This window comes from Caballeronia eucalypticola, assembly GCF_047608185.1.
Taxonomy (GTDB): Bacteria; Pseudomonadota; Gammaproteobacteria; order Burkholderiales; family Burkholderiaceae; genus Caballeronia.
On the sequence record NZ_JBLKRU010000082.1, the window covers coordinates 1 to 22,678 of the forward strand.

Here is a 22,678-nt window from a genome sequence, read left to right on the forward strand (position 1 = left end):
GTGAAAGGCACCTCGGCTTGTCCACAGGCAAGCTCGGTGGATAAGCCTGCACCTGCGCATAACATCGTTCAAAAAACCATACCTGAACTACGAAACCACCCATAAATTCCGCCGACCAAGCAAAAATTAAGTGTCCACAGCGTGCGGTTTTCATTCATTGGTACCCCAAAAGCACGGTGCTCGCCAGAGCCACCGATGTGTGAACCCCTCCTTCTCGCGAATCCTGACAGTAAAACGCTTCGCCCCGTACGCTCTCGGGCTAGCACTAGCAACTGAACCTGCCCAAGGAGCGCCCCGCGCTATCCGCGGAAAATCAATCACCGAATTTGTACGCATGACGAACCAAAATGCCAACCCACCTCGAAACAGGCACACCAAAACGCGTGAGGCCGTACCCACGAATTCCATGCAACCGACCAATCAACTCACCAAAAATTGAAGCAGATATACGCATCAGGCTGTAATTGGCGAAGCTGGCCACACGCCTCTGCAGCGCGAACCGGACAACCAAGCGACCGAGAAACGGAGCCTTAAAAGCACGTGAGGCCGTGCCGGTCCGTGGGGCACTGGTGCTTGCCCGAGAGCGTACGGGGCGAAGCGTTTTAATGTCAGGATTCGCGAGAAGGAGGGTTTCAAACATCCTAAGCTCTGGCGAGCACCGTGCTTTTGGGGCACCCATGAATGAAAACTGCACGCTGTGGACACTTAGGGTAGAGCGGTGAAAGCGTTTTCTTTGCTTCGTTTCTTTGTCGCTAAGGACCAAGAAATGACGCGCCGCCACGCGCAGTGGCTAATAGCGCAAAAGAAATCAGCTAACACTAAGCGCGCAAAAACCTGGACAGCAGCAACCCGACACCAACCCAGACCACCACGCCCCCCCGCACCACCAAAACCACAAACCCCGTCCACCGGTGCGAGCAAAAAAACCAACCGCTATGCGCTCATCCCCGACTTCAAGAACAACACATGGCGTGGAGCAAAGTGCGCGTACAAGGGCAAAATCGCGCCACCCATCGCACGGGCATCGGCGCCAATCTCCCCTTCAACGAGTCTAGGCCGCACCATCCCCTGCCAGTCGAAAGCATCGAGCGCGCTATGCGTCCGGCTCAACACTTCCCGCAACAACTGGCGGTCCAGTTCCCCATCAATCACGATTGCATCGACGTCGACCAGCGCCGCAGCCGTCGCAATGGCCGTCGCGAGTGCCGGGCAAGCAGCATCGAGCCACGCCTCGCAAAGAGGCCACAATTCCGGCGACAACGCTCTTTGATCGTGAGCGGCAGCAGCAGGAAAACCGGCATCGGTGAAGCGCTTTTCCAGCACATACACCGACGCAACATTAAGCAACTGCGGCGTGCCTTCGCTCATCAGCGGAAACGACCCGATCGCGCCCGCATTGCCCTTTGGCCCGGCATGCAGCCGTCCATCGATGACCAGGCCGCCGCCAATGAACGTGCCGATAAACACATACAAAAAGTCGCCCAATCCGCGCCCTTGCCCCATCAGCAATTCAGCGGCGCACGCAGCGGTCGTGTCCTTCGCGAACTCCACCGGCAACGTGGTCAGCGCCTGGACACGCGCGCAGATATCGATCTCGTTCCACGCGGCAAAAACGTCGGGCGGGGTATCGAAGAAATTGCGCCAGCCGCCGAGCCATAACGGCGCCGCCACGCCGATTCCAACCACCTTCGCAGCGTTTTTTCCGAGCGCGATCATCATCTGGTCGATCTTCTTGCTAAGCAAATCGAACACCGTGCGCGGATCGGGATACGCATACTCAATCACATCACGCGCATGCACCTGACCCGCGAAATCCATGGTCAGCACATCGAGACTTCGCCGCCCCACTTTCACGCCGATGGAAAACGCGCCATCCGCACGCAGCGAGATCGGCACCGACGGCTGCCCCATGCGCCCCTGCACACGCGTCCTGGCTTCCCGGGCGAGCAAGCCGTCATCGATCAAACGATCCACGATCAGCGACGTAGTCTGCGTGCTCAAATGCGTCAGGCGCGCGATCTCGGACTTGGGGCATGGACCGTGGACACGCACTGCCTGAAGCACGATACGCTCGTTCATCTGCCGCATGCCGGCTGGCTTCGGCGATGCCGTGCTTGCGGACATTGAAGGCGTCATAACGGATCAGGCGATCGCCTGCACGTCGGCCTGCTTCGCACCGGTCATGATGGCCACGGCTTCCGACATATGGATGTCTTTCGTCTTGACAAGCGCCGCGCGCCGCCCAAGCCGCTGGATATGAATGCGGTCCGCGATCTCGAACACATGCGGCATGTTGTGGCTGATGAGAATCACGGGCAACCCGCGATCGCGCACGCGCCGGATCAACTCCAGCACCATGTTCGATTCCTTAACGCCGAGTGCAGCAGTCGGTTCATCGAGGATCACCACATGCCGCGCGAATGCCGCGCTGCGTGCTACCGCCACGCCCTGACGCTGACCACCGGACAGTGTTTCGACCGCCTGCTTCATCGAACGGATGCCGATCTGCAAACCCTCCATATGCGCGATGGCTTCCTGCAACATGCGCCGCTTGTCGATCATCATGAACACGGAGCCAAGGATGCCGGGACGCCGTAGCTCGCGCCCAAGGAACAGATTCTCCGCGATGCTCATCGCCGGCGCGACTGCCAAGTCCTGATAGACGGTTTCAATACCTTGCGAGCGCGCATCGAGCGGACTGCGAAAATGTACGGGTTTTCCATCCAGCAGGATCTCGCCTTCATCGGGTACGAGCGCACCGGACAGCGCCTTGATCAGCGACGACTTGCCTGCACCGTTATCGCCGATCACCGCCATGATTTCGCCGGGCATCAATTCGAAATCGACGCCGTCGAGTGCGGTCACCGAGCCGTAGCGCTTGATGACGCCGCGTGCTTCCAGAACGGGTTTGATTGTGTCGCTCATGAGCTTGGCTCCTCAGGCGCGGGGACGCGCGAGTTTATCGGCGGCAACCGCGAGAATGACCAGGATGCCGGTGATCAGAATCTGATAGACCGACGACACGCCAATCAGCGTCAGCCCATTGCGGAACACGCCGACAATCAACGCGCCCAGCAAGGTACCGACAATCGTGCCGCGTCCGCCGAACAGACTGGTGCCCCCCAGCACGACGGCCGTGATGCTGTCGAGGTTCTCGGTCTGGCCCGCCTGTGGATCGCCCACACCGGTTCGCGCCACCGACAATAATGCCGCGATGCCGTAGAAAAAGCCCGCGAGTGTGTAGACGGTGATCAGGATCTTCTGCGACGAAAGTCCCATCAGGCGCGCAGCTTCCGCGTTATTGCCGAGTGCGTAAAGATGGCGGCCGGGCACCGTATCGCGCAATACGAACCACACGACGAGATACATCAGCAAGGTCAGCACGGTGCCATACGTGACCTCCGCGCCGCCGAGATGAAACGTGTTGCCGAAGAACATCATGGCGTCCGGCAGGTTCGAGATGCTCTCGGCATTCGAGTACACCTGCGTGAGCGCGAACGCTATGTTGAGCGTCCCCAGCGTGACAATAAACGCGGGCAGCTTGATCTTCGTGATCAGCGTACCGTTCAGCAATCCGAACAATGTGCTGGCGGCCACGCCGCAGATAATGGCGAGTACAGGAGGCACGCCCATGGTGACGGCGAACTTCGTCATCACGATGGAACCGAAAGCCATCAGCATGCCGCACGACAAATCGATTCCGCCAGTCAGCACGATCAGCGTCTGGCCGATCGCGATCACCGCCACGACCATGGTCTGCTGAAGAATCAGCGAGAGATTTTGTATCGATAAAAACCGGTTGCTCTGCCAGATGAAGAAAGCGCATGCGATTACAAGCGCTGCCAGCGGACCGATATCGGCAAGCGATGGCAGACGATCGGAGAACGTCGCGCGGCTGGCCGTGGGGGAAGTGGATTGCGTCATGACAGGGACCTCGACAGCAACATCGAAAAAATGCGCCGCTTGCGCGGCCCGGGCTTGAAATGCCTTAGGGATTCAAGTCCGGGCGACGCGTTCGAAAGCGGGTTCACATACTGGTTCACATGCGGATACGGTGCAACGTCTTACTTGTTGCCCCAGCAGTTATCCAGGCCGAACTTCGTGTCCTTGCCTGTGACGCCGGACACGGGTTTGTCGGTGATGAGCGTGACGCCTGTGTCGTGATAGCCGCTCGCCTTCTTGCCCGTCTTCGCGTATTCGATCCCTGCTTGCACGCCTTGCGCTGCCATCACGAGCGGGTATTGCTGCGAGGTGGCGGCGAAGCTGCCGGCCTTTACGTTGCGCACGCCTTCACAGCCCCCGTCGATGGACACGATCATCACGTCCTTGTCTTTGCCTGCTGCTTTGAGCGCGCGATACGCACCGGCCGCGGCAGGTTCGTTGATCGTATAAACCAGGTTGATATCAGGCACTTTCTGCAGGCAGTTTTCCATTGCTGTCTGGCCCTTCGACTGGTCGCCGCGCGTGTCCTGGCTGCACACGACCGATGGGTCACCTTCTTTCACGCCGAAGCCTTGCAGGAAGCCGTTATGACGCAGGACGCCGACGGTCACGCCCGGCGCGAGGTCGAGCGTGGCGATCTTTGCGGGCTTGCCGGCGAAAGCGGCTTTTGCGTATTCGCCGATCAGTACGCCGGCCTTGAAGTTATCGGTGGCGAACAGTGCGTCGGTGGCGTCTTGCGGATCGGTTGGTGTGTCGAGTGCGATCACGAGGATGCCTGCCGCGCGCGCTTTCTTGAGCGTTGGAACGATGGCCTTGGTATCGCTCGGCGTGATGAGGATGGCTTTCACGCCGGCCGTCATCATGTTCTCGACTGCGGTCACCTGGGTGGCGTTGTCGCCGTCGAACTTGCCGGCGGCGGTGATCAGTTTGACGCCGCCTTTCGCGGCCGCTTCTTCGGCGCCCTGTTTCATCTTGACGAAGAACGGATTGGTATCGGTCTTGGTGATCAGGCCGATGGCGACCTGATCAGCCGCCATTGCTGCGCCTGAGCCCGCCAGTGACGCGACTGCAAGGCCGAGGAAGGACGCACGTGCGACAGCACGCCGAAGATTTTTCATGTCTCGCTCCATAGATTTTTATTCGCCCGCGGCTTCGAGAAGAAGCGCACTGAGCGCGTTCGCCGACTAAATCAATTGACTTTATTTAGTACAGCAGCCGCGGAGAGACAAGTCAAGAAAATGAAGCAAAACCCAAACGCTGCAGTGCAGCACAACACTGATTAAATCATCTTGAACATCAATGGAAGATACGCAGACGGGGATTGTTGCGATGCGTCTACGTAAAAACACTGAGGGCTTGGAAATGGTTGAAAAAGGTGTTGAATTGAATTGTTTTTTGGATTTTTAACGAGTTATGGTTTACCAGCATTTTTGCCAACCTACCAATTTGGTCCCTGAACCATGAGTGCACTTGAAGCCCTTCACGCGATTGTTACCAATGAAGATTCGCCCCAGATTATTCGTGATCACATAGTGGATTCGTTGCAGTTTGCGTTGCGCAACCAGCCTGGTTTTTTCACGACGAAGGAAGTGCAGTGGCTTGCGCAATGGGATGACACACGCATTCCGATTGCGGCAACCAAGATCCTGAACGAGATGAAAACGAGCTAAGCCAGCCGTATCGCGTGAACCGCGGGCAAAGCCAAAGAAGAGAAACGGCAAGCGCGCATAAGGCGGTGCGAGTCTGTGGAACACGGGTGCTGGCCCGAGAGCGTACGGGGCGAAGCGTGTTACTGTCAGGATTCGCGAGAAGGAGAGTTTCACACATCCTAAGCTCTGGCGAGCACCGTGCTTTTGGGGCACCCACGAATTGGAACTGCACGCTGTGGACGCTTAGGGTAGAGCTGTTAAAAGCGCTTTCTTTGCTTCGTTTCTTGGTCGCTAAGGACCAAGAAATGACGCGCCGCCACGCGCAGTGGCTAATAGCGCAAAAGAAATCAGCTAACGTATAACCCGCGAAGACCTAAAAAGCAGCAACCCGGCAAAGACCCAGAACCGCTATCGCTGAACCCGCAACAACCCACCCACCGCGCCGCGCCGCGCCCCCTAGTGCAACCCCGCCTTAGCAATCACATCAAAAGTAAAAGCCAGCGATTTATCAGGCACGACAATACTGTCAATAAACTGCACGACATCCGAGTCCTTCACAAAACTCGCCGCTGACGATGCGGCAAGAATCGCGCTGCTTTCTTGCGGCTTGGCAATCAGATAACCCTGTACGTAATCCACGCCTATTTCCTTCAGCGCGCGTAGCGTATCCACATCCTCAACCCACTCCGCGACACTCCGCATTCCAAGATTGCGAGCGAGCGCAACAATAGCCTCAACAATAGCGATATCAGCTGGATGCGCGCACATCGTGCGAATAAATTCGCCATCGATCTTGAGAGCATCGGCGGAAAGATCCTTGAGATATTTAAACGACGTATACCCCGCGCCGAAATCATCGAGTGCGATCTTGCCGCCCATCTCATGAACCCGCGCGATAAAGCGCTGCGTATTGCCGAGATCGTGCAACGCGACACTCTCGGTAATCTCGAGACAAAGATAAGGCACGATATGCCGAAAGCGCGCGAACAACGCAAAGACGTCTTCCATGAATTGCTCGTCGTTCAGTGAACCGCCACTGAGATTGACGCAAATGAAACGCGTATTCGTGAGCGACGCCTGATTCTTCTCAATCCATTCGAGCAACGTGGTGATCACCCATTTATCGATGGCCGCAATGTTGCCGGACTCCTCCGCCGCCACGATCACCTTGCCGGCGGGCAAGGTTGCGCCATCGGGCGCGCGCATGCGCAGCAGCACTTCGAAATTAAGCGACTCGGTTGGCGCAGACAGCGACATGATTGGCTGCATCACGAGGAAAAGACCCGGAGGCAGCCGATTGCGTCCCAGCGTCTCAACCAGTTTCAATTCTTCTGCGCGCTCTTCGAACGCCGCCGCGCCCTTGCGATACGTCACCATCCGCGCGTTCGAGCTCTTCTTGGCCTCGCGGCATGCACGGTCCGCATGCGAGAGCGCGTCCTGCACACGCACGCCGTGCGAGCACTCCACCAGTCCCACCGACGCCTTCACCTGGAACGCACGGTTGCCGACCTGATACGGCGCATCGCTCAACGCACTGATCAGGTGCTGACAGCAGTCGATAGCTTCATCGATCGACATCCCGCCCATCACGCAGACGAACTCGTCGCCGCCAATCCGCCCGAACGGAAACCCGGCTGCAAACAGCGCTCGCGTTCGAGTAGCGACCTGCTTCAGGACTTCGTCGCCTGCACGATGGCCGAACAAATCGTTGACGAGCTTGAAGCGATCCAGGTCCACGTACGCGAGCGCCCAGGACGTTCCTTCCTCGCTTTGTGCAGCGATAGCCTTCTCCACGCCGCGCCGGTTCAGCGACCCCGTGAGCGGGTCGTGTTCAGCCAGGAACCGCAGTCGCTCGATGGCTTTCGAACGCTCGGTCACATCCTGCAGCGAGCCTTCAATCCAGCCGTTCGAGCGCGTGGCCTTGAGCAGGAAGCGACGTTCGCCATTGCCCCGCGACGATGCGCCGCCCATCTCAAGTTCGCCTTCACTTCCCTTCGATGCCAGCGCTTGCAGCGCACCCCAAGCGCCCGATTCGAAGTAGTCGTTCCAGTGCCGAACCTTGTACTCCGTTTTCTGCAGCGACAGCATGGTCCGCAATGCCGGATTCGCGCGCACGAAGTGACCGGCGCTGTCGAGCGTGAAGAGGCCAATGGGCGTCACGTCATAGGTGTTGCGCAATTCCGTTTGCGCCTGCCGCCGATGTTCCCGTTCGGCGCGCATCTGCTCGGCGATGGCGAAGGCCGCCATCATGCTCGACGACAGCGCGGCCATCACCGTATTCACGCCGCCGACCAGCAACTTGATGCCGAACGCCGCGCCCATGACTTCGGAAAAAGTCGCGAACAGGACAATGGCAAGCGAACCCACGTACCACATCACCGTACGCGAGCGGGTCATCCACACGAGCCGCGCCAGCAGGAAGATCAGTACGAAGACGCCGAATCCGGTGATGACCCAGAGCGTCGGAATAAACCGTGCATACGGCAATACGATGGCAGCGCCCAGCAGCACGAGCCCGACGTAGTGCACAATTCTCAGGAGCCATTTATATCCAATGACTTTCAGCTCGCGCCGGAACAACGAACTGAATAATGCGGCCGTCAGAAGGTAATACACGGCGAATGTCAGTTGCCGGATGATCTGCAGGTATTCCGGCGGGATCACGCGACCGACCCACTCCATGTCCCAACCCATGGCGTTCGCGCACAGCCGCAGGTTGCCGACCAGCCAGACCGCGAAGATCACGTAGGTCCATTCGCGGTTGATCATTGCCGTGACAAAAACAAAAACGGCCAGCGTCAGCAGGCCGCCCGCGATCAATCCCGAACTCTCCTGGAAGTCGAGCGCACTCTTTCGCAGCATCGGACTGCTCCAGGCCAGCGCGGAAATTTGCGCTGGTCCGGAAAAGGTGCCGCGGCACAGCACGCTGACCTGCTGTGCAAGATGACCGAGATCCAGCGCAAAACCCGCCTTGACCTGGCTGAATTCATTGGTCGTGCTGAGACGGTCGGCGCTGCCGAGCGGCTGCATGGTCGACGCGATCCAGCACGACAGCGTTTGCGCGTGGCGCGACGGTAATTCCGCGTACGTCGTCTGATCCTGGCTCATGTTTGGAACGGGGAATTCGAACCAGAATGGCGTTTCGGCGAGCTGCGTGTTGAAGCGGTTCGACAGGACGGCCGTGGGCATGCGCTCGAGCGCGGTAGCGGGATCGAGCGTTCCGGACGGATCTTTCAGGACGTGAAGAGGCAGCGTGAGGCCACCCCTTGAATCGAATTGAGGCGTTCCCCATACCAGCGTGGCGAGGGTGCCGAGAGCAATCAATGCCGGGACAATATAGACGGCGAACGCGTACAGAAACCGGTCCATATTCGACCCGGTATATCCGGACTTCGCCCGCGAAAATAAGGCAACCGACGCCATACCTTTAAATCCCCCGTGTTGCGCGACAAACGTCGCGCCGGCGGTGGCGAAACAGCAATGAATCGCCACCGTCTTCTTTGTGGCCTCGGTCAATGAACGGCCGGGCTATCTTCTATTACCTGCCGTAAGCAATTTGCGGTGCCTCCGGGCATCGTACCGGTTCCTGCTGGAAAGATAAATCCGACGTCCGTAAATCCAGATCCGGATGATGCGTATGGACCATGAACTGGAATAACGGATGCTTCGCTTCCTCCCAACGGCGCCGAGCCGCCATCACGTCTTTTGCAAGTACCCGGTGCGGTAATCCGCCAACATGTGCCATTGGCAGGAATTCTTTTTCTCCAAATACATCTTCGAACAGCATGGCTTCATATTCCTTGTCCAGCGGCGAACGCGCGGTAATCACCATATAGTCGACCAACTGCTGTTCGCAATAAAGCCACAAAGCCTTGCAAAGCATTACCTTGACAACCCGGCCCACCCCACCGCCCGCCACACCAAGCCGGGTGGCTTCCGCCAGGCGGCTGCCGGCCAGCCAGTCAGGTAGACGCACCGATTGTTCCACTGCCAGCGGCGCATATTCGTTGGTTTGAATCCGCATGGTACCCAGCGGCGCGCCATCCAGCTTCGATTCTGCAAGAAGCACGGCCACGCCCGGGTCCCGATCGCATTCCTCAATGCCCAGTTTCTGGGCAAAAGCCGGCAAATGCCGTCCATAAGCCATGCGCCGGATCTCAACGACTTTTTCAAGGTCAGCGTTTTCACGAACAATACGGATGGTAAATGGCATGGACTCGCGCTTCTCCTGAGCTTGTACAACTGCCCGTTCGAGCCGATCGGTTCGTTCACCATGTTCAATATGTCCGTTACGGAAGACGCTGCTTTGACCTACCTGATTAAGCTGTTCCATTTGTGCTACCCCATTTTTGGCGAGAAGGAGGACGCCGTGGAACGTTTGACTTCACGCAAACGAAACACACGACGGATTTAGTCTCGCCCAAAGGCAATTGATGGGGTGCGCGCTACCAAATAAATCTTTAAAGAAACTTGAAAAAATTATGCATTTTCAGGGCTTTTCGCGTTCGGCGGCCTAAACATCTCCGGGAATTTCGTATTATGAAAAATTCTCGGAGAGTCAGTATGTGTCGCCCACGTGAAACGCCATTCTTTTTTCCATTAAATAGGACGCCAAATATTCTAAAGATGCGTTTGCGCCTCCGCTTATCGCCGGTGCTGCACCGTTCGGGTGCTCCTGCTTTATAACGGCTTTTTTATCGCAGACTTTATATGTATTGGCGAATAGCGAACAAGTGAAGGACCCATCCACGACCGGCCGGAGAAGCGACTGTTCGCACGAGACGGCCTATTGCCTGGGCGATTTGGCAGTCTATTAATCCGACGAATAAAGAATGCTTTAACTAACCCTTATCGGGCTATGGAATTTCGATATGAATCGGAAGTAATTTGCAGATGTCCGGTATGCGCGCTTTTTAAACCGGAAGAGAATGCCGACCGAGCCTGGCGCCGTTGCCCGTTTTGCCGTATGAAGAAGCTCGAGGACAGCGGATGCAGGGCGCATCCGCCGGTTTGACCCGCTGGACGCAAGTCCAGCAGCCGGGTTCGTCCTCAGTCCTCGTCGTCGAGCCAGGGGATATCCACGTCGGTGATGAACGCCACCATCGCGAGCGGGCGCCCTTCCTGACGGCCGATCTTGCCGTCTGCCCGTTGCCATTCGCATCGAAACACGGTTGCCGGGGTGTCGGCCATCAAGGTCACGGTGCGCAGTTCGTCCGGGTCCGCGTCTTCCACGGGCCCATCGAGTGACACCAGCAGTTGTTGCGGCCACATGCCGTCGGCGGGATCGTAGATCTTGTCGCCGTCGTGAATCACGACAAACGCTTCCACGCCGATGGTCGCCGAAGCCTCCACAATCATCTTGCCAAGCGCGCGCAACACGGCCGTTGCGCGGCCGGAGTTGGCCTGGCGAATCGCGAGGTCGCCGCGCGTCAGCGCCTGCTCCAGCTTCGGGTTGGTTTTCTGTTGGGCCATCGGGTCGCCTCCGTAACTTGATTCACTATTCGACGAGCATCGCGCGCCGGCTTGCAAGGCGCGATCGTACCATTCCTGTTCCAAATTTACCGCCTGAGGGGCCTCGTGCGGAATTTTTAGCACCCCGCAAACGCCCGCCCATCAAAGCTGCAAGCATCCCGGCAACGACCGGAACGATCCCTTTGTGCTCAAGTCGGCTGCCATTTGATCCGATAAGATGTTGTCCGGCGTCAAGCGCTGCCAAGTCCCGTCGCACACGTCCGATCGTCCTATGACTTCCCGGTCGTCACCCGAGTTGTCGTCATATCCATACGCGCACACCAACATCATGTTCGAACTGTTCCTGGCTCCTGTTTGTACAGCCGATCTGACCAAGCAGGTTCACCGTCGTGAGACGGTGGGGCTGACACGGTTGCCCGCACGGTTCATGCCGTTCATCCTGCGCGCCTTTTCGTTATTTGTTTCGCCATTGGTCGAGGGAAATCTTGCGCAAGCCCTCACGGCTACGCCGACCTGCGGCGCCCGTCTCCAGGCAGCAGCTTCGTGATGCGGCGCGCGCTCGGGAAACCTCCTCCGCACGTCGCGTTTGACGGCATCGTGCTCTGTTCGCACTTCCAGCCGATCTACAGCCTGCCCCACCAGCGCCAGGTCGGTTACGAAGCCTTGTTGCGCGGCGCTGCGTCGGCGGGCGAATTGATAACGCCGTTCGAACTGTTCGCGAAGGCGATTGTGGAGAACTCGACCGGGACGCTCGACCGCCTCAGTCACGTCACGCATTTGCACAACGCCGCCGGATGGTTGCCCGGGCAGTCCTGGTTGTTCCTGAACGTGACGCCGGCAAGCTTTATCGATCCGGGTTATGCGCGGCAACTCGCCGATCACGCGCTTGAGTCGGGCATGCGGCCAGAAGAAATCGTGATCGAATTGCTGGAATCAGGCGGCGACGATGTCTGCGCGTTCGCCCATGCTACCCAGGCGTTCCGCTCGCACGGTTTTATGGTGGCCGTCGACGACTTTGGCGCAGGGCACTCGAACCTGGACCGGCTGCTGACCTTGCGGCCGGATATCGTGAAACTGGATCGCAGCCTCATTCATGCGCATCAGCCGGATTTGCGCGAGTCGGTCATGCCGAAGCTGGTGAGCTTGTTGCACGAGGCAGGCATGCTGGTGGTCGCCGAAGGGATCGAGACCAAGCAGGACTTGCTGCTGGCGGCGCGCTCGGGCGTGGACCTGGTGCAGGGTTTCCTGTTCGGTCAGCCCGGTCGCGGATCCTCGCCGGAGGAAACCGCGACGCAGCAGATCGAATCCGTCTTCGATACCCTCGCTCACACGCGCCAGACTCGCGAGCTTGCCGTCGACTTGCTGCTGATGCCGTATAGGACGCGCTTTGCGGAGGCAGCTGAGCGAATGTGCGCCGGCGCGTTGCCGGAGCGCGCCTGCGAGGATCTGCGCGCACTGCCGTGCGTGGGAAGCTGCTTTTTCCTCGATCAGGGCGGCCGCGAATGTATCCCGGCAATCGAAGGCGCGGCCGCGGCCCCGATCGCTCCCCGCCTCGCGCCGCTGAGCAAACCGTCGATCGGCCGCTGGGACAACCGGCCTTATTTCGTCGATGCCCTCGCGTATCCGCAACGGCTGATGGTCAGTGCTCCGTATTTATCGGCGACCGGCACCGGGCTCTGCGTGACGCTATCCATCTACATCACTTATCGCGGCAGTCCGATCGTGTTCGTCGCGGATCTCGACTGGGAACGACTCGCCGCGTCGGCGACGGGGTTGCTGCCGCCTTCATCCTAGCGCCGGGCTTCGGCCAGCGTTCGCGCGAGATACTCGCCGCCCGCTTTCAACGCCGTCACGTTGCCGGGTTCGAAGGTCCAGTGACCCGCGGCATCGACGATGGATAGCTGCGCGCCCGGCCACACGTCGGCCAGGTCTTGTGCCTGCTCGGCGAGACACACCATGTCGAAGCGGCCGTGCACGAGCACGCACGGCAGATGCGCAATCCTGCCGATACGCGGCAGCAGCGGCTCCGGCGGCAACTCATGCGCCATGTAGTGATGCTCCAGCAGCGACATGGAGATTGCAGCGGCGTTGGCCTCGCGGGTGGCTTCGGGCGTTGCTTCGGGAGCGGCCGGCTCGGCTTGCGGCGCGTCGGGCAGCGTGGCGGTGGTTTGTGCGGCATCGGTTTGAGTTGCCATGACCGATTCATCCTTTTGCGCCGGGTCAGCAGGCTTCTTCGACGCAGGTTTGTTCACCACCGATAACGTCGCTTCAAACCCCGACCAGGCGCGCGCGAGCTTGATGCCGGCGTCATCGAAACGGGCGAGCGGCGCGCCGGTGAGCGTCAGGATCTCGACGGCGTTGCGCGGACGCTGGCCGCTCGCGGTCTCGATGGCGTCGAGGAAAGCCCGGTGCGCGTCCGGAAACACGCGCCGCACATCCCACAGGAACCAGTCGATATCCTCCTTGCGCGCGAGGAAAATCCCGCGGAGCAAAAAGCCGAGGCAGCGTTCGGGATGCGTCACGCCATAACTGAGCGCGAGCGTCGTGCCCCACGAGCCGCCGAACAGCGCCCATTTCTCGATGCCGAGCGTGACCCGCAACTTTTCCATATCGCCGATAAGATCATTCGTGCCGTTGTGTTCCAGCTTCCCGAAAGGCGTGGATTTGCCGCAGCCGCGCTGATCGAAGAAAACCATCCGCCACTTCGATGCATCGAGCACATCGGCCCACTTCAGGTTCATCGCGCCGCCGGGGCCGCCGTGGACAATCAGCATCACGGGAGCGTCCTTCGGTCCTTGCGCACGCCAGTACATCGCGTGGCCATCGCCGACATCGAGCATGCCGTCCTCGTAGGCGAGCGCCGGTTCGGCGGTCGGCTTGGCGGCGTCGCCATTCGTAGATTCGGCCTTCACTTCGCCCTTCACTTCGCTGTTTGCTTCGTCCGTCATTGCAACTCCGTTAAAGAGAGGCTCGTGCCTCCCTGATTGTCATTAGGCGGTAGCTCAGGGCGTGATTCCGGGACATGCGCCGCCGCACAGGCTATCCTTCGGGTTTCGCACGCGGGCTCAAACGCCGGGCAGGTCAGCCCACCCGAGACGTTTTGCAACCCGCCGCATCCCTTTCGCACACTTTTACCACCGTCTATTTCTTAATGCATCGAACCTTCGTCAAGTGGCTATTCGCGACCTACCTGCTTGGCAGCGGTACGGTGTGGTCGATCCTGATTCTGCCTTTGTTTCCGTTTGTCGGCCGCAACGGCCGTTATTGGCTCGCCAAACAATGGTGCCGCGCGATGGTCAAAATGATGCGCGTGATCACCGGCGTATCGTGCTCGGTCGAAGGCCTTTCGAACCTGCCGGATGAACCTTTCATCATGCTGTGCCGGCATGAATCGACATGGGAAACACTCGCGTTCATGGCGCTGTTTCCGCGCCGCATCAGCTTCGTTTTCAAGAGCGACCTCAAGCGCATTCCGTTCTTCGGCTGGGTGCTGAAGGGCCTGGATATGGTAAGCCTGGATCGCGGTTCGCCCCGTCAGGCGCATCAGGCTGTGACGCGTGAGTGTGCCGAAAAGCTTGCGCTGGGCGATGTGGTGGTGATCTTTCCGGAAGGCACGCGGGTCGCGCACGATGCGCCGCTCAAGCTGGCTTCAGGCGGCGTGAGGCTCGCGTGTTCCACGCAAGTGCCCGCCGTGCCGGTCGTGCATAACGCCGGCAAATACTGGCCGGCGAAAGGCTGGCCCGATCAGCCCGGGCATATCCGCGTGATCGTGCTGCCGCCCTTGCCCGCCGATTGTGTGGTGCCGCAAGAGTTGAACCGGATGGCGCAAGAACGGATGGAGAAGGAACTGGCCCGGCTGGCTTGAGATTGAACAGAATGGATTGCGCAGGCCAGGCGCAAGGTAACCGGTGACAAGCATCGGTTCGACGCGCTGCGTCAGAACGTCAAAACATCAAAACCTCAGAACGGCCGGCGGCGCTTCGCCGCGCACAGCCGGTCCACCGCCGACATCAGCGCTTCCATCTCGACGGGCTTCTGCAAATAGCCGTCGTAGTGAACGAAAGCCGGCGGATGCGGATGGCCCGAGATCATCAGGAAGGGAATGTGCGCCAGGGCCGAGTTGGTCTTCATGGTCTGGCATAACAGCGCGCCGCCGAGCCCCGGCATCATCCAGTCCGATACCACGATATCCACACTGTGCTCGCCCAATAATGCAAGCGCACCGTTGCCGTCGAACGCGGACAGCACCGTGCAGTCAGCCGACTGCATGCACAGGGTCCAGGCTTCGAGAGTGGCGGGGTCGTCGTCGACGAGCAAAACGGTTTTCATCGTGCTGGCGGCTTTGATGATCGTCCTGATGATTGGAGAGTTGCGGAGTCAGACAGCGCAAAACGGACTTTGGTTGCACGCAATTCCTATTGCGTTTACTTACAGAACGGTTGCTTGCGACGCTCGTACGTTGCTCGTGACGTTCTGCGTTTATCGGGCCTTTCAAGACTGCAATGCGCTTGCCTTGCCTGCCGACCGAGGCAGGCGTTGAAGCACGCTTTGAAGCAGGCTTGGCCCACTTATATAGCTTTTATCGCACGTATGCTAATGGGGTTTTGCCGATCCCGCATTTGCGGTAACAAGTGCCTGCAGCAAGGCTGCGCGCACACTATTTCATACCGATACGAATTGCCTCCCGCTGCCTTCCTGCTTCCCGGATTGCATCGATGAGGCTATCCAGCGCAGGCGAGCGGACGCGGTCATGGCGCAGTATCAGGCCGATAGGTTCATCGGCGCCGGCGAAGGGCATCGGCAAGCGGGCCAGCAGCTTCAATTCGATGTCATGTTCCACCACGCTCGAAGGCACGAACCATACCGCGTCATTGTGCAATGCAAGAGCGCGGCCCAGCGACACCGACAAGGTTTCAATCAACGAACTCAGCGCCTGCGCGCCGAATGCCGTCAGGACGCTTTCAGCGGATTGGCGGATCAACGTCCCGAACGGCGGCACGACCACGGGAAAGCGCGCAAGCACCGACGCCGTGATGTTGCTTTCATGGACGAGCGGATGATCGTGGCGCACGACGACGGTCAGCGGCTCACGGTACAACTGCTCGAACGTCATCCCCTGCATGCCTCCCGGTTCAGACAGCCGGCCGATGACCAGGTCGGTATCGGCGGATTTCAGGCGTTCGAGCAACTGAGAGTTCGACCCGGTCCATACCCGCACGGAGACATCCGGCCAGTGCGCCCGAAACGCGGCGAGCGTGGGCGGCAGCAACGCGGGCGCGACAGTCGGCAGGACGCCCAGCGCGACCGTGCCGGGCAGGTCGACGCCATGCCGGGACAACTCGTCCACCCCTTCCCGCAAAGCCCCTACGCAGGCCGCGGCGTGGGGCGCAAACAATCGGCCTTCGCGCGTGGGCGCCGCGCCGCGGCGGCCCCGTTCGAACAGCCGGACGCCGAGAATGGATTCAAGCTCGCCTATCGTTTTCGATACCGCCGGCTGCGTGATCGAGAGGCTGTCGGCGGCGCGCTGCACGCTGCCGAATTGCGTCACTGCCAGGAAGCATTGCAGATGCCGGAACTTAATCCTGCCGCTGGTCAGGTTGGCGAGCGGCGCTATAGGCTTGTTCAGCGAGTTCGGCGCCACCGCCGGGACCGACGGCATAGGTTTTTTAGCCATGACGATTGGTTATGTCTGAATGCATAAAACGTCATTTTCCATAACTTCGTCACTTCGATAAAGTGTTGATTCATATTTTAAAAGTCGGAGACAAAAAAGTGACCTCCCCCGCGACTGCCCCCTCCCTCATCCTGACCCCGCGCGACTGGGATTCCCACCCGCCTTATCGCCATGCCGGTTACAAGTCGTCGGTTCTGCGCAGCCCGTCGCGTCCATTGATCCCGCTAAAACAGAACCTGAGAGACCGGCGCGTGCCGGTATATGGCGCGGATGATCTCTGCAAACTCGACCATGACCTCACGCGCAACGCCGCAAAGAACGGCGAGCCGCTGGGCGAACGCATTATCGTGACGGGCCGCGTGCTCGACGAAGGCGGCCGGCCGGTGCGCAATACGCTGGTCGAGATCTGGCAAGCGAACGCGGCCGGACGTTATGTTCATAAAGCCGACCAGCACGCCGCACCGCTCGATCCAAACTTCCTGGGCGCCGGCCGTTGCCTGACCGATAACGAAGGGCGGTATCGCTTCCTCACGATCAAGCCGGGCGCGTACCCGTGGGGCAATCATTCGAACGCGTGGCGTCCGAATCACATTCACTTCTCGTTGTTCGGCGACTACTTCGGTTCGCGTCTCGTCACGCAGATGTACTTCCCCGGCGACCCGCTGCTCGATCTCGACCCGATCTTCCAGGGCACGCCGGAGCACGCACGCGACCGGATGATCTCGCGCTTTTCCATCGATACAACCGAGGAAGGCTATGCGCTCGGTTATGAGTTCGACATCGTGCTGCGCGGTGCGAACCAGACGCCGACGGAGGCTTGAACATGACTGTCTATAAACAAACGCCGTCGCAAACGGTCGGACCGTACTTCGCCTACGGCTTGTGTCCCGAACAATACAACTTCGACCTGAAGAGCTTGTTCACGCCGTCGATCGCCGATCGGGAATCGGCCGGGCAGCACATCAGCATCGTGGGGCAAGTGTTCGATGGTGAAGAGAAAGTCGTTGGCGATGCCGTCATCGAAATGATTCAGGCCGATTCCACCGGCCGCTATGTGAGCACGACTGCCGAGGCACGCAAGTCCGGTTTTCGGGGCTTCGCGCGCGTGGGCACGGGAACCGATCCCGAGTTGCGCTTCGTGGTGGACACGGTCAAGCCGGGTAGTACGGGAGGTGATTCGGCGCCGCATATCGATGTGATCGTATTGATGCGCGGCATGCTGCTGCACGCCTATACGCGCATTTATTTCGACGACGAAACCGACGCTAACGCTCGCGATGACGTCCTGGCGCAAGTTCCTGCGGAGCGGCGCGGCACGTTGATCGCCAAGCGTGAAGCGGGGACATCGAATACGATTTATCGCTTCGATATTCACTTGCAAGGGCCGAAGGAAACTGTGTTCTTCGATCTCTAAGCGCTTCGGGGTGAGCAGGCAGAGCGTCCGGCGCGATGGTTTATGATGTCGGTCGCTCGAACTTGCCTGTGATTCCCCTATGAAAGACGCTCAGTCCGCCAGCCCGTTGTACCTCAAACTTCTCGCCGAAACCGCGCAAATCGAATGGTCTGAACTGCAGCGGTTTTTCGCGCGCGGCGTGTTGTTGAAAGTGGCACGCGATATCGATCTGGTGAGCGTCGCCGAAGCCGTTGCCAGCGACGATACGAAGCAGGTCGCCGAGTGGTTGTCGGCCGGGTTGCTCGAACGTGTCGAACCCGCGACGGCTGAGGATCTTGCTGCGCGCAATCCCGAACTGTGGGCTGTGGTGGTGTCGCCGTGGGTGTGTGTGCAGGAACGGGGTTGAGCAGCGCGCTCTCATTTTCCCGATAACTTCCGCCACAACGTCGTCTTGCTGATGCCAAGTGCCCGGGCGACCTCCTCGCGGTTGCCATCGAAGGAATCCAGCATTGCGCGAATTTCGTCGGCTTCCACTTTCCGGCTGCGCTGCTTGAGCGTTTCCGGGCCCGACGCAGATTCGCTGTCTTGAAGTTCCGGCGCAATCGACCTCAGCAGTTCAGGCGTTACCCGCATCCCCGGCGTCTCGTCCAGTTCCACCGCAATCCGCTCAATCACGTTCTGCAATTCGCGCACGTTCCCAGGCCACCGATACGCAACCAGCAACGCTAATGCCGGTTCAAGCACGCCGCGCGCCGCATCGACGGAAACGGCGCGTCCCGTCTGCGATAACAACTGCGCAGCCAGCCCGGCAATATCCGATGAACGCTCACGCAGCGGCGGCAAAACCAGGTTCAGGATATTCAGCCGATAATAAAGATCGGCCCGAAACTGCCCCGCCTGCACCTGTTCATTCAGCCCGCGATGCGTCGCGGCCACAACGCGCACATCGACTTGCAGCGGTTCCGTGGACCCTAGACGCACCACTTCGCGCTCCTGCAGCACGCGCAGCAAACGGCTTTGCAAGGGCATTGGCATCTCGCCGATTTCATCGAGGAAAAGCGTGCCGCGATGCGCCGATTCAATCAGCCCCGCTTTGCCCCCGCGTCGCGCACCGGTGAACGCGCCTTCTTCGTAACCGAACAATTCGCTTTCCAGCAAGGTGTCCGGAAACGCGCCGCAATTGAGCGCGACGAACGCAAACTCGCGTCGTGCGCTTGCCGTATGGATGCCTTGCGCGACCAGTTCCTTGCCCGTGCCGCTTTCGCCCCGGATGAGCACGGTGGCGTCCGTTCGTGCATATCGCCGGGCACGCTCGCGCACTTGTTCTATCGCTTCGCTCGTCCCGCTCAGATCCTCGATCCGATACCGCGCGACCAGTTGCGGCGCGCGTTGCCGCGTGCGCAGCGAGCGGTCCATGCGCTGCAACGCCACCGACTCCTGGAAGGTGATGATCGAACCGGAAGCCGCCGATGCCGACGCATCGCCCCATGCACTTCGATGCACCACATACGTCGCACCCCGAACCGTTTCGAGCGACTCGCCGGGCTCCTTCGGCACCGCGTTGGCGACTTCCGGCGCGAGATCGGCCAACCGCTTGCCCACCGCTTGTGACGGCGCGAGCCGCAACATGTCGGCCATCTTGCCGCTCAATGCTTCGATGCGGCCATCGGCGGTCAGCGCGATCACGCCGTCGCGCAAATGCTGCAGCACCTGATCCAGCCGCCGGCGCCGCTGCGTCTCACCGAGCGTCGCGCGCGCAACTTCCAGCGCCGTTTCAAACGCCCCCTGAACCGAGGCACGCGAGTATAAAAACACCGCCTTCATGCCTGCTTTCTCGGCCAGTTCGGTAACGAGTCCCGGCCCGACAACAGCCAGCACACCCCGGTCGCGCAGATCGAGCACGCAAGCCTCCGCGTCTTCCGCCGACAGATACGAAGCGCACTCCACCTCTGCGCCAAACGCGCGGAAAAACCGCTTGAGCTCAGACGGCGTTTCGCCGTGCATCACGAGACCAACGGAGTCGCCTTCACGACGCGCCCGCGCCAACGCGTGCATCACGTCGAAGCCCGTGGGATTGATCAGGACGACCGGCACGCTGATCCGCGCCTTCAGGTAGGCCCCGTTCGATCCCGCCGATACGACCACGTCCGGACGCGCATCACCCGCGTTCTCGATCTCGTGCACCGCGTCCTCATAGCCCAGCGGCACAATGCGCAGATCGGCGATGCCGTCGTACTCCGCCGCGATGTCGCGATACAGGTCGCGCAACTTGCTGATACCGACTGCCCAGATGCGTGGAGGTGGATTCATGACTGATCGTCGAACCGGTGAAATCCGAAGTTTAAACCCATTTTTGCAATCACCGATTTCATTTTTGAAATCCACGAGCCCTCCTTGGAAGGTCTAATCTCTTAGAAATCAGAACGTTAAGATCGGGTCCCAATCTGGCAGGCAACTTGCCCTATATCAGCGGGTCAACGGAGACATATCCATGAGTTCACATTCCACACTGAGCGCCGGCGCGAAATTTCGCGCGGCCGTCGCGGCTGAAAAGCCTCTTCAACTCGTCGGCGCGATCAATGCGAATCACGCGCTGCTTGCCAAACACGCGGGCTTCAAGGCGATTTACCTGTCCGGCGGTGGCGTATCCGCAGGCTCGCTGGGCTTGCCGGATCTCGGCATTTCCACGCTCGACGACGTCCTGACCGACGTTCGCCGCATCACCGATGTCTGCGATCTGCCGCTGATGGTCGATGTCGACACAGGCTTCGGTCCGAGCGCCTTCAACATTGCACGCACGGTCAAGTCGCTGATCAAGGCGGGCGCGGGCGCGATGCATATCGAAGATCAGGTCGGCGCCAAGCGATGTGGTCATCGGCCGGGAAAGGCGATCGTCTCGCAGCAGGAAATGGCCGATCGCGTGAAGGCCGCAGTCGATGCGCGGACCGATGAGAACTTCGTCGTGATGGCGCGAACGGATGCGCTCGCGGTGGAAGGTCTGGAAGCGGCGATTGAGCGGGCGCGTGCTTGCGTTGAAGCCGGCGCCGACATGATTTTTCCCGAAGCCATGACAGACTTGAAGATGTACAAGCAATTCGTCGATGCCGTGAAGGTGCCGGTTCTCGCGAACATCACGGAGTTCGGTTCGACGCCGCTTTTCACGGTCGAAGAACTGCGCAGCGTGGATGTATCGATCGTGTTGTACCCGCTCTCAGCGTTCCGCGCGATGAACAAGGCGGCAGAGAACGTGTATCGCGCGATCCGCACCGACGGCACGCAAAGCAATGTGCTCGACACCATGCAGACGCGCGAGGAACTGTACGCGAGCATTGGTTATCACGATTTCGAAGACAAGCTCGACGCCCTGTTCAATCAGGCGAAGTGACGCGTCAATTTAATCAGGAGACTGAATCAAATGAGCGATACGTTAGAGAAAGAGGCACCCGCCACCGGCGGTTTCAGACCGAAGAAATCAGTCGCTCTGTCGGGTGTGACAGCAGGCAATACCGCGCTGTGCACCGTCGGCAAGACGGGCAATGATTTGCATTATCGTGGCTATGACATCCTCGATATTGCCGGCACCTCCGAGTTCGAAGAGATCGCATATCTGCTCGTGCATGGCAAACTGCCGACCGTCGCTGAACTCAAGACGTACAAGGCCAAGCTCAAGGGTTTGCGTGGTTTGCCCGCGAACCTGAAAGCCGCGCTCGAATGGATTCCCGCATCGGCTCATCCGATGGATGTGATGCGCACCGGTGTCTCCGTGCTCGGCACCGTGTTGCCTGAGAAAGAGGATCACAACATTGCCGGTGCCAAGGATATTGCCGACCGCCTGATGGCCTCGCTCGGCTCCATTCTGCTGTACTGGTACCACTATTCTCATAACGGCCGGCGCATTGAGACCGAGACCGATGACGATTCCATCGGCGGGCACTTCCTGCATTTGCTGCATGGTGTTCCTCCGTCGAAGTCATGGGTCGATGCAATGCACGCGTCGCTGATTCTTTACGCCGAGCACGAATTCAACGCATCGACGTTCACGTGTCGTGTAATCGCCGGCACGGGCTCGGACATGTACTCGGCGATTACCGGCGGCATTGGCGCGTTGCGCGGCCCGAAGCACGGCGGCGCGAATGAAGCTGCGTTCGATATTCAATCGCGTTATCAGACGCCCGACGAAGCGGAAGCCGATATCCGTCGTCGCGTGGAAGCAAAGGAAGTGGTGATCGGCTTCGGCCATCCGGTGTACACGATCTCCGATCCGCGTAACAAGGTGATCAAGGAAATCGCGAAGAAGTTATCGAAAGAAGCCGGCGACACCAAGCTCTACGACGTCGCCGAACGCCTCGAAACAACGATGTGGGACGCGAAGAAGATGTTCCCGAACCTGGACTGGTTCAGCGCCGTTTCCTATCACGCGATGGGCGTGCCCACGGCCATGTTCACGCCGCTGTTCGTGATCTCGCGGACATCGGGCTGGAGCGCTCACATCATTGAACAACGTATCGATAACAAGATCATCCGGCCGAGTGCAAATTACACCGGGCC

At 59.6% G+C, this 22,678-nt stretch carries 20 protein-coding genes; 9 read left to right on the forward strand and 11 right to left on the reverse strand.

What is annotated here, in order from left to right; translation table 11 throughout:
- Nucleotides 1–933: 933 nt before the first annotated feature.
- From ACMX25_RS39310 to ACMX25_RS39325, 4 genes are all read right to left on the reverse strand, one after another.
- Complete coding sequence (locus ACMX25_RS39310; RefSeq protein WP_414955222.1) at nt 934–2,124, reverse strand: ROK family transcriptional regulator; 1,191 nt, start codon at nt 2,122–2,124, stop codon at nt 934–936.
- A gap of 18 nt (nt 2,125–2,142) precedes the next feature.
- Nucleotides 2,143–2,925: an ATP-binding cassette domain-containing protein gene (locus ACMX25_RS39315; protein WP_414955223.1), complete on the reverse strand. Its 783-nt coding sequence runs from the start codon at nt 2,923–2,925 to the stop codon at nt 2,143–2,145.
- A 12-nt stretch (nt 2,926–2,937) separates the two neighbouring features.
- Complete coding sequence (locus tag ACMX25_RS39320) at nt 2,938–3,924, reverse strand: ABC transporter permease (RefSeq protein WP_414955224.1); 987 nt, start codon at nt 3,922–3,924, stop codon at nt 2,938–2,940.
- A 140-nt stretch (nt 3,925–4,064) separates the two neighbouring features.
- The gene (locus tag ACMX25_RS39325; RefSeq protein ID WP_414955225.1) at nt 4,065–5,060 is read right to left on the reverse strand and encodes a sugar ABC transporter substrate-binding protein; all 996 of its coding nucleotides are present in this window, start codon (nt 5,058–5,060) and stop codon (nt 4,065–4,067) included.
- 342 nt (nt 5,061–5,402) lie between these two features.
- Between ACMX25_RS39325 and ACMX25_RS39330 the strand changes: the two genes are divergently transcribed.
- The gene (locus ACMX25_RS39330; RefSeq protein ID WP_414955226.1) at nt 5,403–5,612 is read left to right on the forward strand and encodes a hypothetical protein; all 210 of its coding nucleotides are present in this window, start codon (nt 5,403–5,405) and stop codon (nt 5,610–5,612) included.
- Nucleotides 5,613–6,047: 435 nt separating this feature from the next.
- On the opposite strand, the gene ACMX25_RS39335 is transcribed toward ACMX25_RS39330, so the two are convergent.
- The 3 genes from ACMX25_RS39335 to ACMX25_RS39345 form a co-directional block, all read right to left on the reverse strand.
- Entirely contained in the window at nt 6,048–8,960 is a 2,913-nt protein-coding gene (locus tag ACMX25_RS39335; RefSeq protein WP_414955239.1) for an EAL domain-containing protein, read from the reverse strand.
- Nucleotides 8,961–9,129: 169 nt separating this feature from the next.
- Nucleotides 9,130–9,924 carry a hypothetical protein gene (locus tag ACMX25_RS39340; RefSeq protein ID WP_414955227.1) on the reverse strand — a complete coding sequence of 265 codons (795 nt, stop codon included), beginning with the start codon at nt 9,922–9,924 and terminating at the stop codon, nt 9,130–9,132.
- Between the two features lie 716 nt (nt 9,925–10,640).
- The gene (locus tag ACMX25_RS39345; RefSeq protein ID WP_031357205.1) at nt 10,641–11,063 is read right to left on the reverse strand and encodes a hypothetical protein; all 423 of its coding nucleotides are present in this window, start codon (nt 11,061–11,063) and stop codon (nt 10,641–10,643) included.
- A gap of 271 nt (nt 11,064–11,334) precedes the next feature.
- Between ACMX25_RS39345 and ACMX25_RS39350 the strand changes: the two genes are divergently transcribed.
- Both ACMX25_RS39350 and ACMX25_RS39355 read left to right on the forward strand, forming a co-directional pair.
- Nucleotides 11,335–11,610: a hypothetical protein gene (locus tag ACMX25_RS39350; protein WP_414955228.1), complete on the forward strand. Its 276-nt coding sequence runs from the start codon at nt 11,335–11,337 to the stop codon at nt 11,608–11,610.
- A complete protein-coding gene (locus ACMX25_RS39355; protein WP_414955229.1) occupies nt 11,610–12,857 on the forward strand; it encodes an EAL domain-containing protein in 1,248 nt (415 codons plus the stop codon). Before ACMX25_RS39350 ends, ACMX25_RS39355 begins: the two co-directional genes overlap by 1 nt.
- On the opposite strand, the gene ACMX25_RS39360 is transcribed toward ACMX25_RS39355, so the two are convergent.
- Nucleotides 12,854–14,011 (reverse strand): alpha/beta fold hydrolase, encoded by a 1,158-nt coding sequence (locus ACMX25_RS39360; protein ID WP_414955230.1) that lies wholly within the window; start codon nt 14,009–14,011, stop codon nt 12,854–12,856. The two genes, ACMX25_RS39355 and ACMX25_RS39360, sit on opposite strands and share 4 nt — an antisense overlap.
- Nucleotides 14,012–14,214: 203 nt before the next feature.
- On the opposite strand from ACMX25_RS39360, the gene ACMX25_RS39365 reads away from it, so the two are divergent.
- A complete protein-coding gene (locus ACMX25_RS39365) occupies nt 14,215–14,928 on the forward strand; it encodes a lysophospholipid acyltransferase family protein (RefSeq protein ID WP_414955231.1) in 714 nt (237 codons plus the stop codon).
- Between the two features lie 95 nt (nt 14,929–15,023).
- On the opposite strand, the gene ACMX25_RS39370 is transcribed toward ACMX25_RS39365, so the two are convergent.
- Nucleotides 15,024–15,392: a response regulator gene (locus ACMX25_RS39370; RefSeq protein WP_414955232.1), complete on the reverse strand. Its 369-nt coding sequence runs from the start codon at nt 15,390–15,392 to the stop codon at nt 15,024–15,026.
- A 328-nt stretch (nt 15,393–15,720) separates the two neighbouring features.
- Complete coding sequence (gene pcaQ / locus ACMX25_RS39375; protein ID WP_414955240.1) at nt 15,721–16,722, reverse strand: pca operon transcription factor PcaQ; 1,002 nt, start codon at nt 16,720–16,722, stop codon at nt 15,721–15,723.
- Between the two features lie 113 nt (nt 16,723–16,835).
- On the opposite strand from pcaQ, the gene pcaH reads away from it, so the two are divergent.
- The 3 genes from pcaH to ACMX25_RS39390 all read left to right on the forward strand — a co-directional run bounded on the left by pcaH (nt 16,836) and on the right by ACMX25_RS39390 (nt 18,536).
- A complete protein-coding gene (gene pcaH / locus ACMX25_RS39380) occupies nt 16,836–17,558 on the forward strand; it encodes a protocatechuate 3,4-dioxygenase subunit beta (protein ID WP_414955233.1) in 723 nt (240 codons plus the stop codon).
- Nucleotides 17,559–17,560: 2 nt separating this feature from the next.
- Nucleotides 17,561–18,151: a protocatechuate 3,4-dioxygenase subunit alpha gene (gene pcaG, locus ACMX25_RS39385; RefSeq protein ID WP_414955234.1), complete on the forward strand. Its 591-nt coding sequence runs from the start codon at nt 17,561–17,563 to the stop codon at nt 18,149–18,151.
- A 79-nt stretch (nt 18,152–18,230) separates the two neighbouring features.
- Nucleotides 18,231–18,536, forward strand: coding sequence for a DUF2288 domain-containing protein (locus ACMX25_RS39390; RefSeq protein ID WP_414955235.1), 306 nt, complete (start codon nt 18,231–18,233; stop codon nt 18,534–18,536).
- Between the two features lie 11 nt (nt 18,537–18,547).
- Here ACMX25_RS39390 and prpR read toward each other — a convergent pair whose 3' ends face one another.
- Nucleotides 18,548–20,440, reverse strand: coding sequence for a propionate catabolism operon regulatory protein PrpR (gene prpR / locus ACMX25_RS39395; protein WP_414955236.1), 1,893 nt, complete (start codon nt 20,438–20,440; stop codon nt 18,548–18,550).
- Nucleotides 20,441–20,621: 181 nt separating this feature from the next.
- On the opposite strand from prpR, the gene prpB reads away from it, so the two are divergent.
- Entirely contained in the window at nt 20,622–21,515 is an 894-nt protein-coding gene (gene prpB / locus ACMX25_RS39400; RefSeq protein ID WP_414955237.1) for a methylisocitrate lyase, read from the forward strand.
- 30 nt (nt 21,516–21,545) lie between these two features.
- Nucleotides 21,546–22,678, forward strand: a 1,133-nt coding sequence (gene prpC / locus ACMX25_RS39405; RefSeq protein ID WP_414955238.1) for a bifunctional 2-methylcitrate synthase/citrate synthase, incomplete at its 3' end; no start/stop codon positions are given.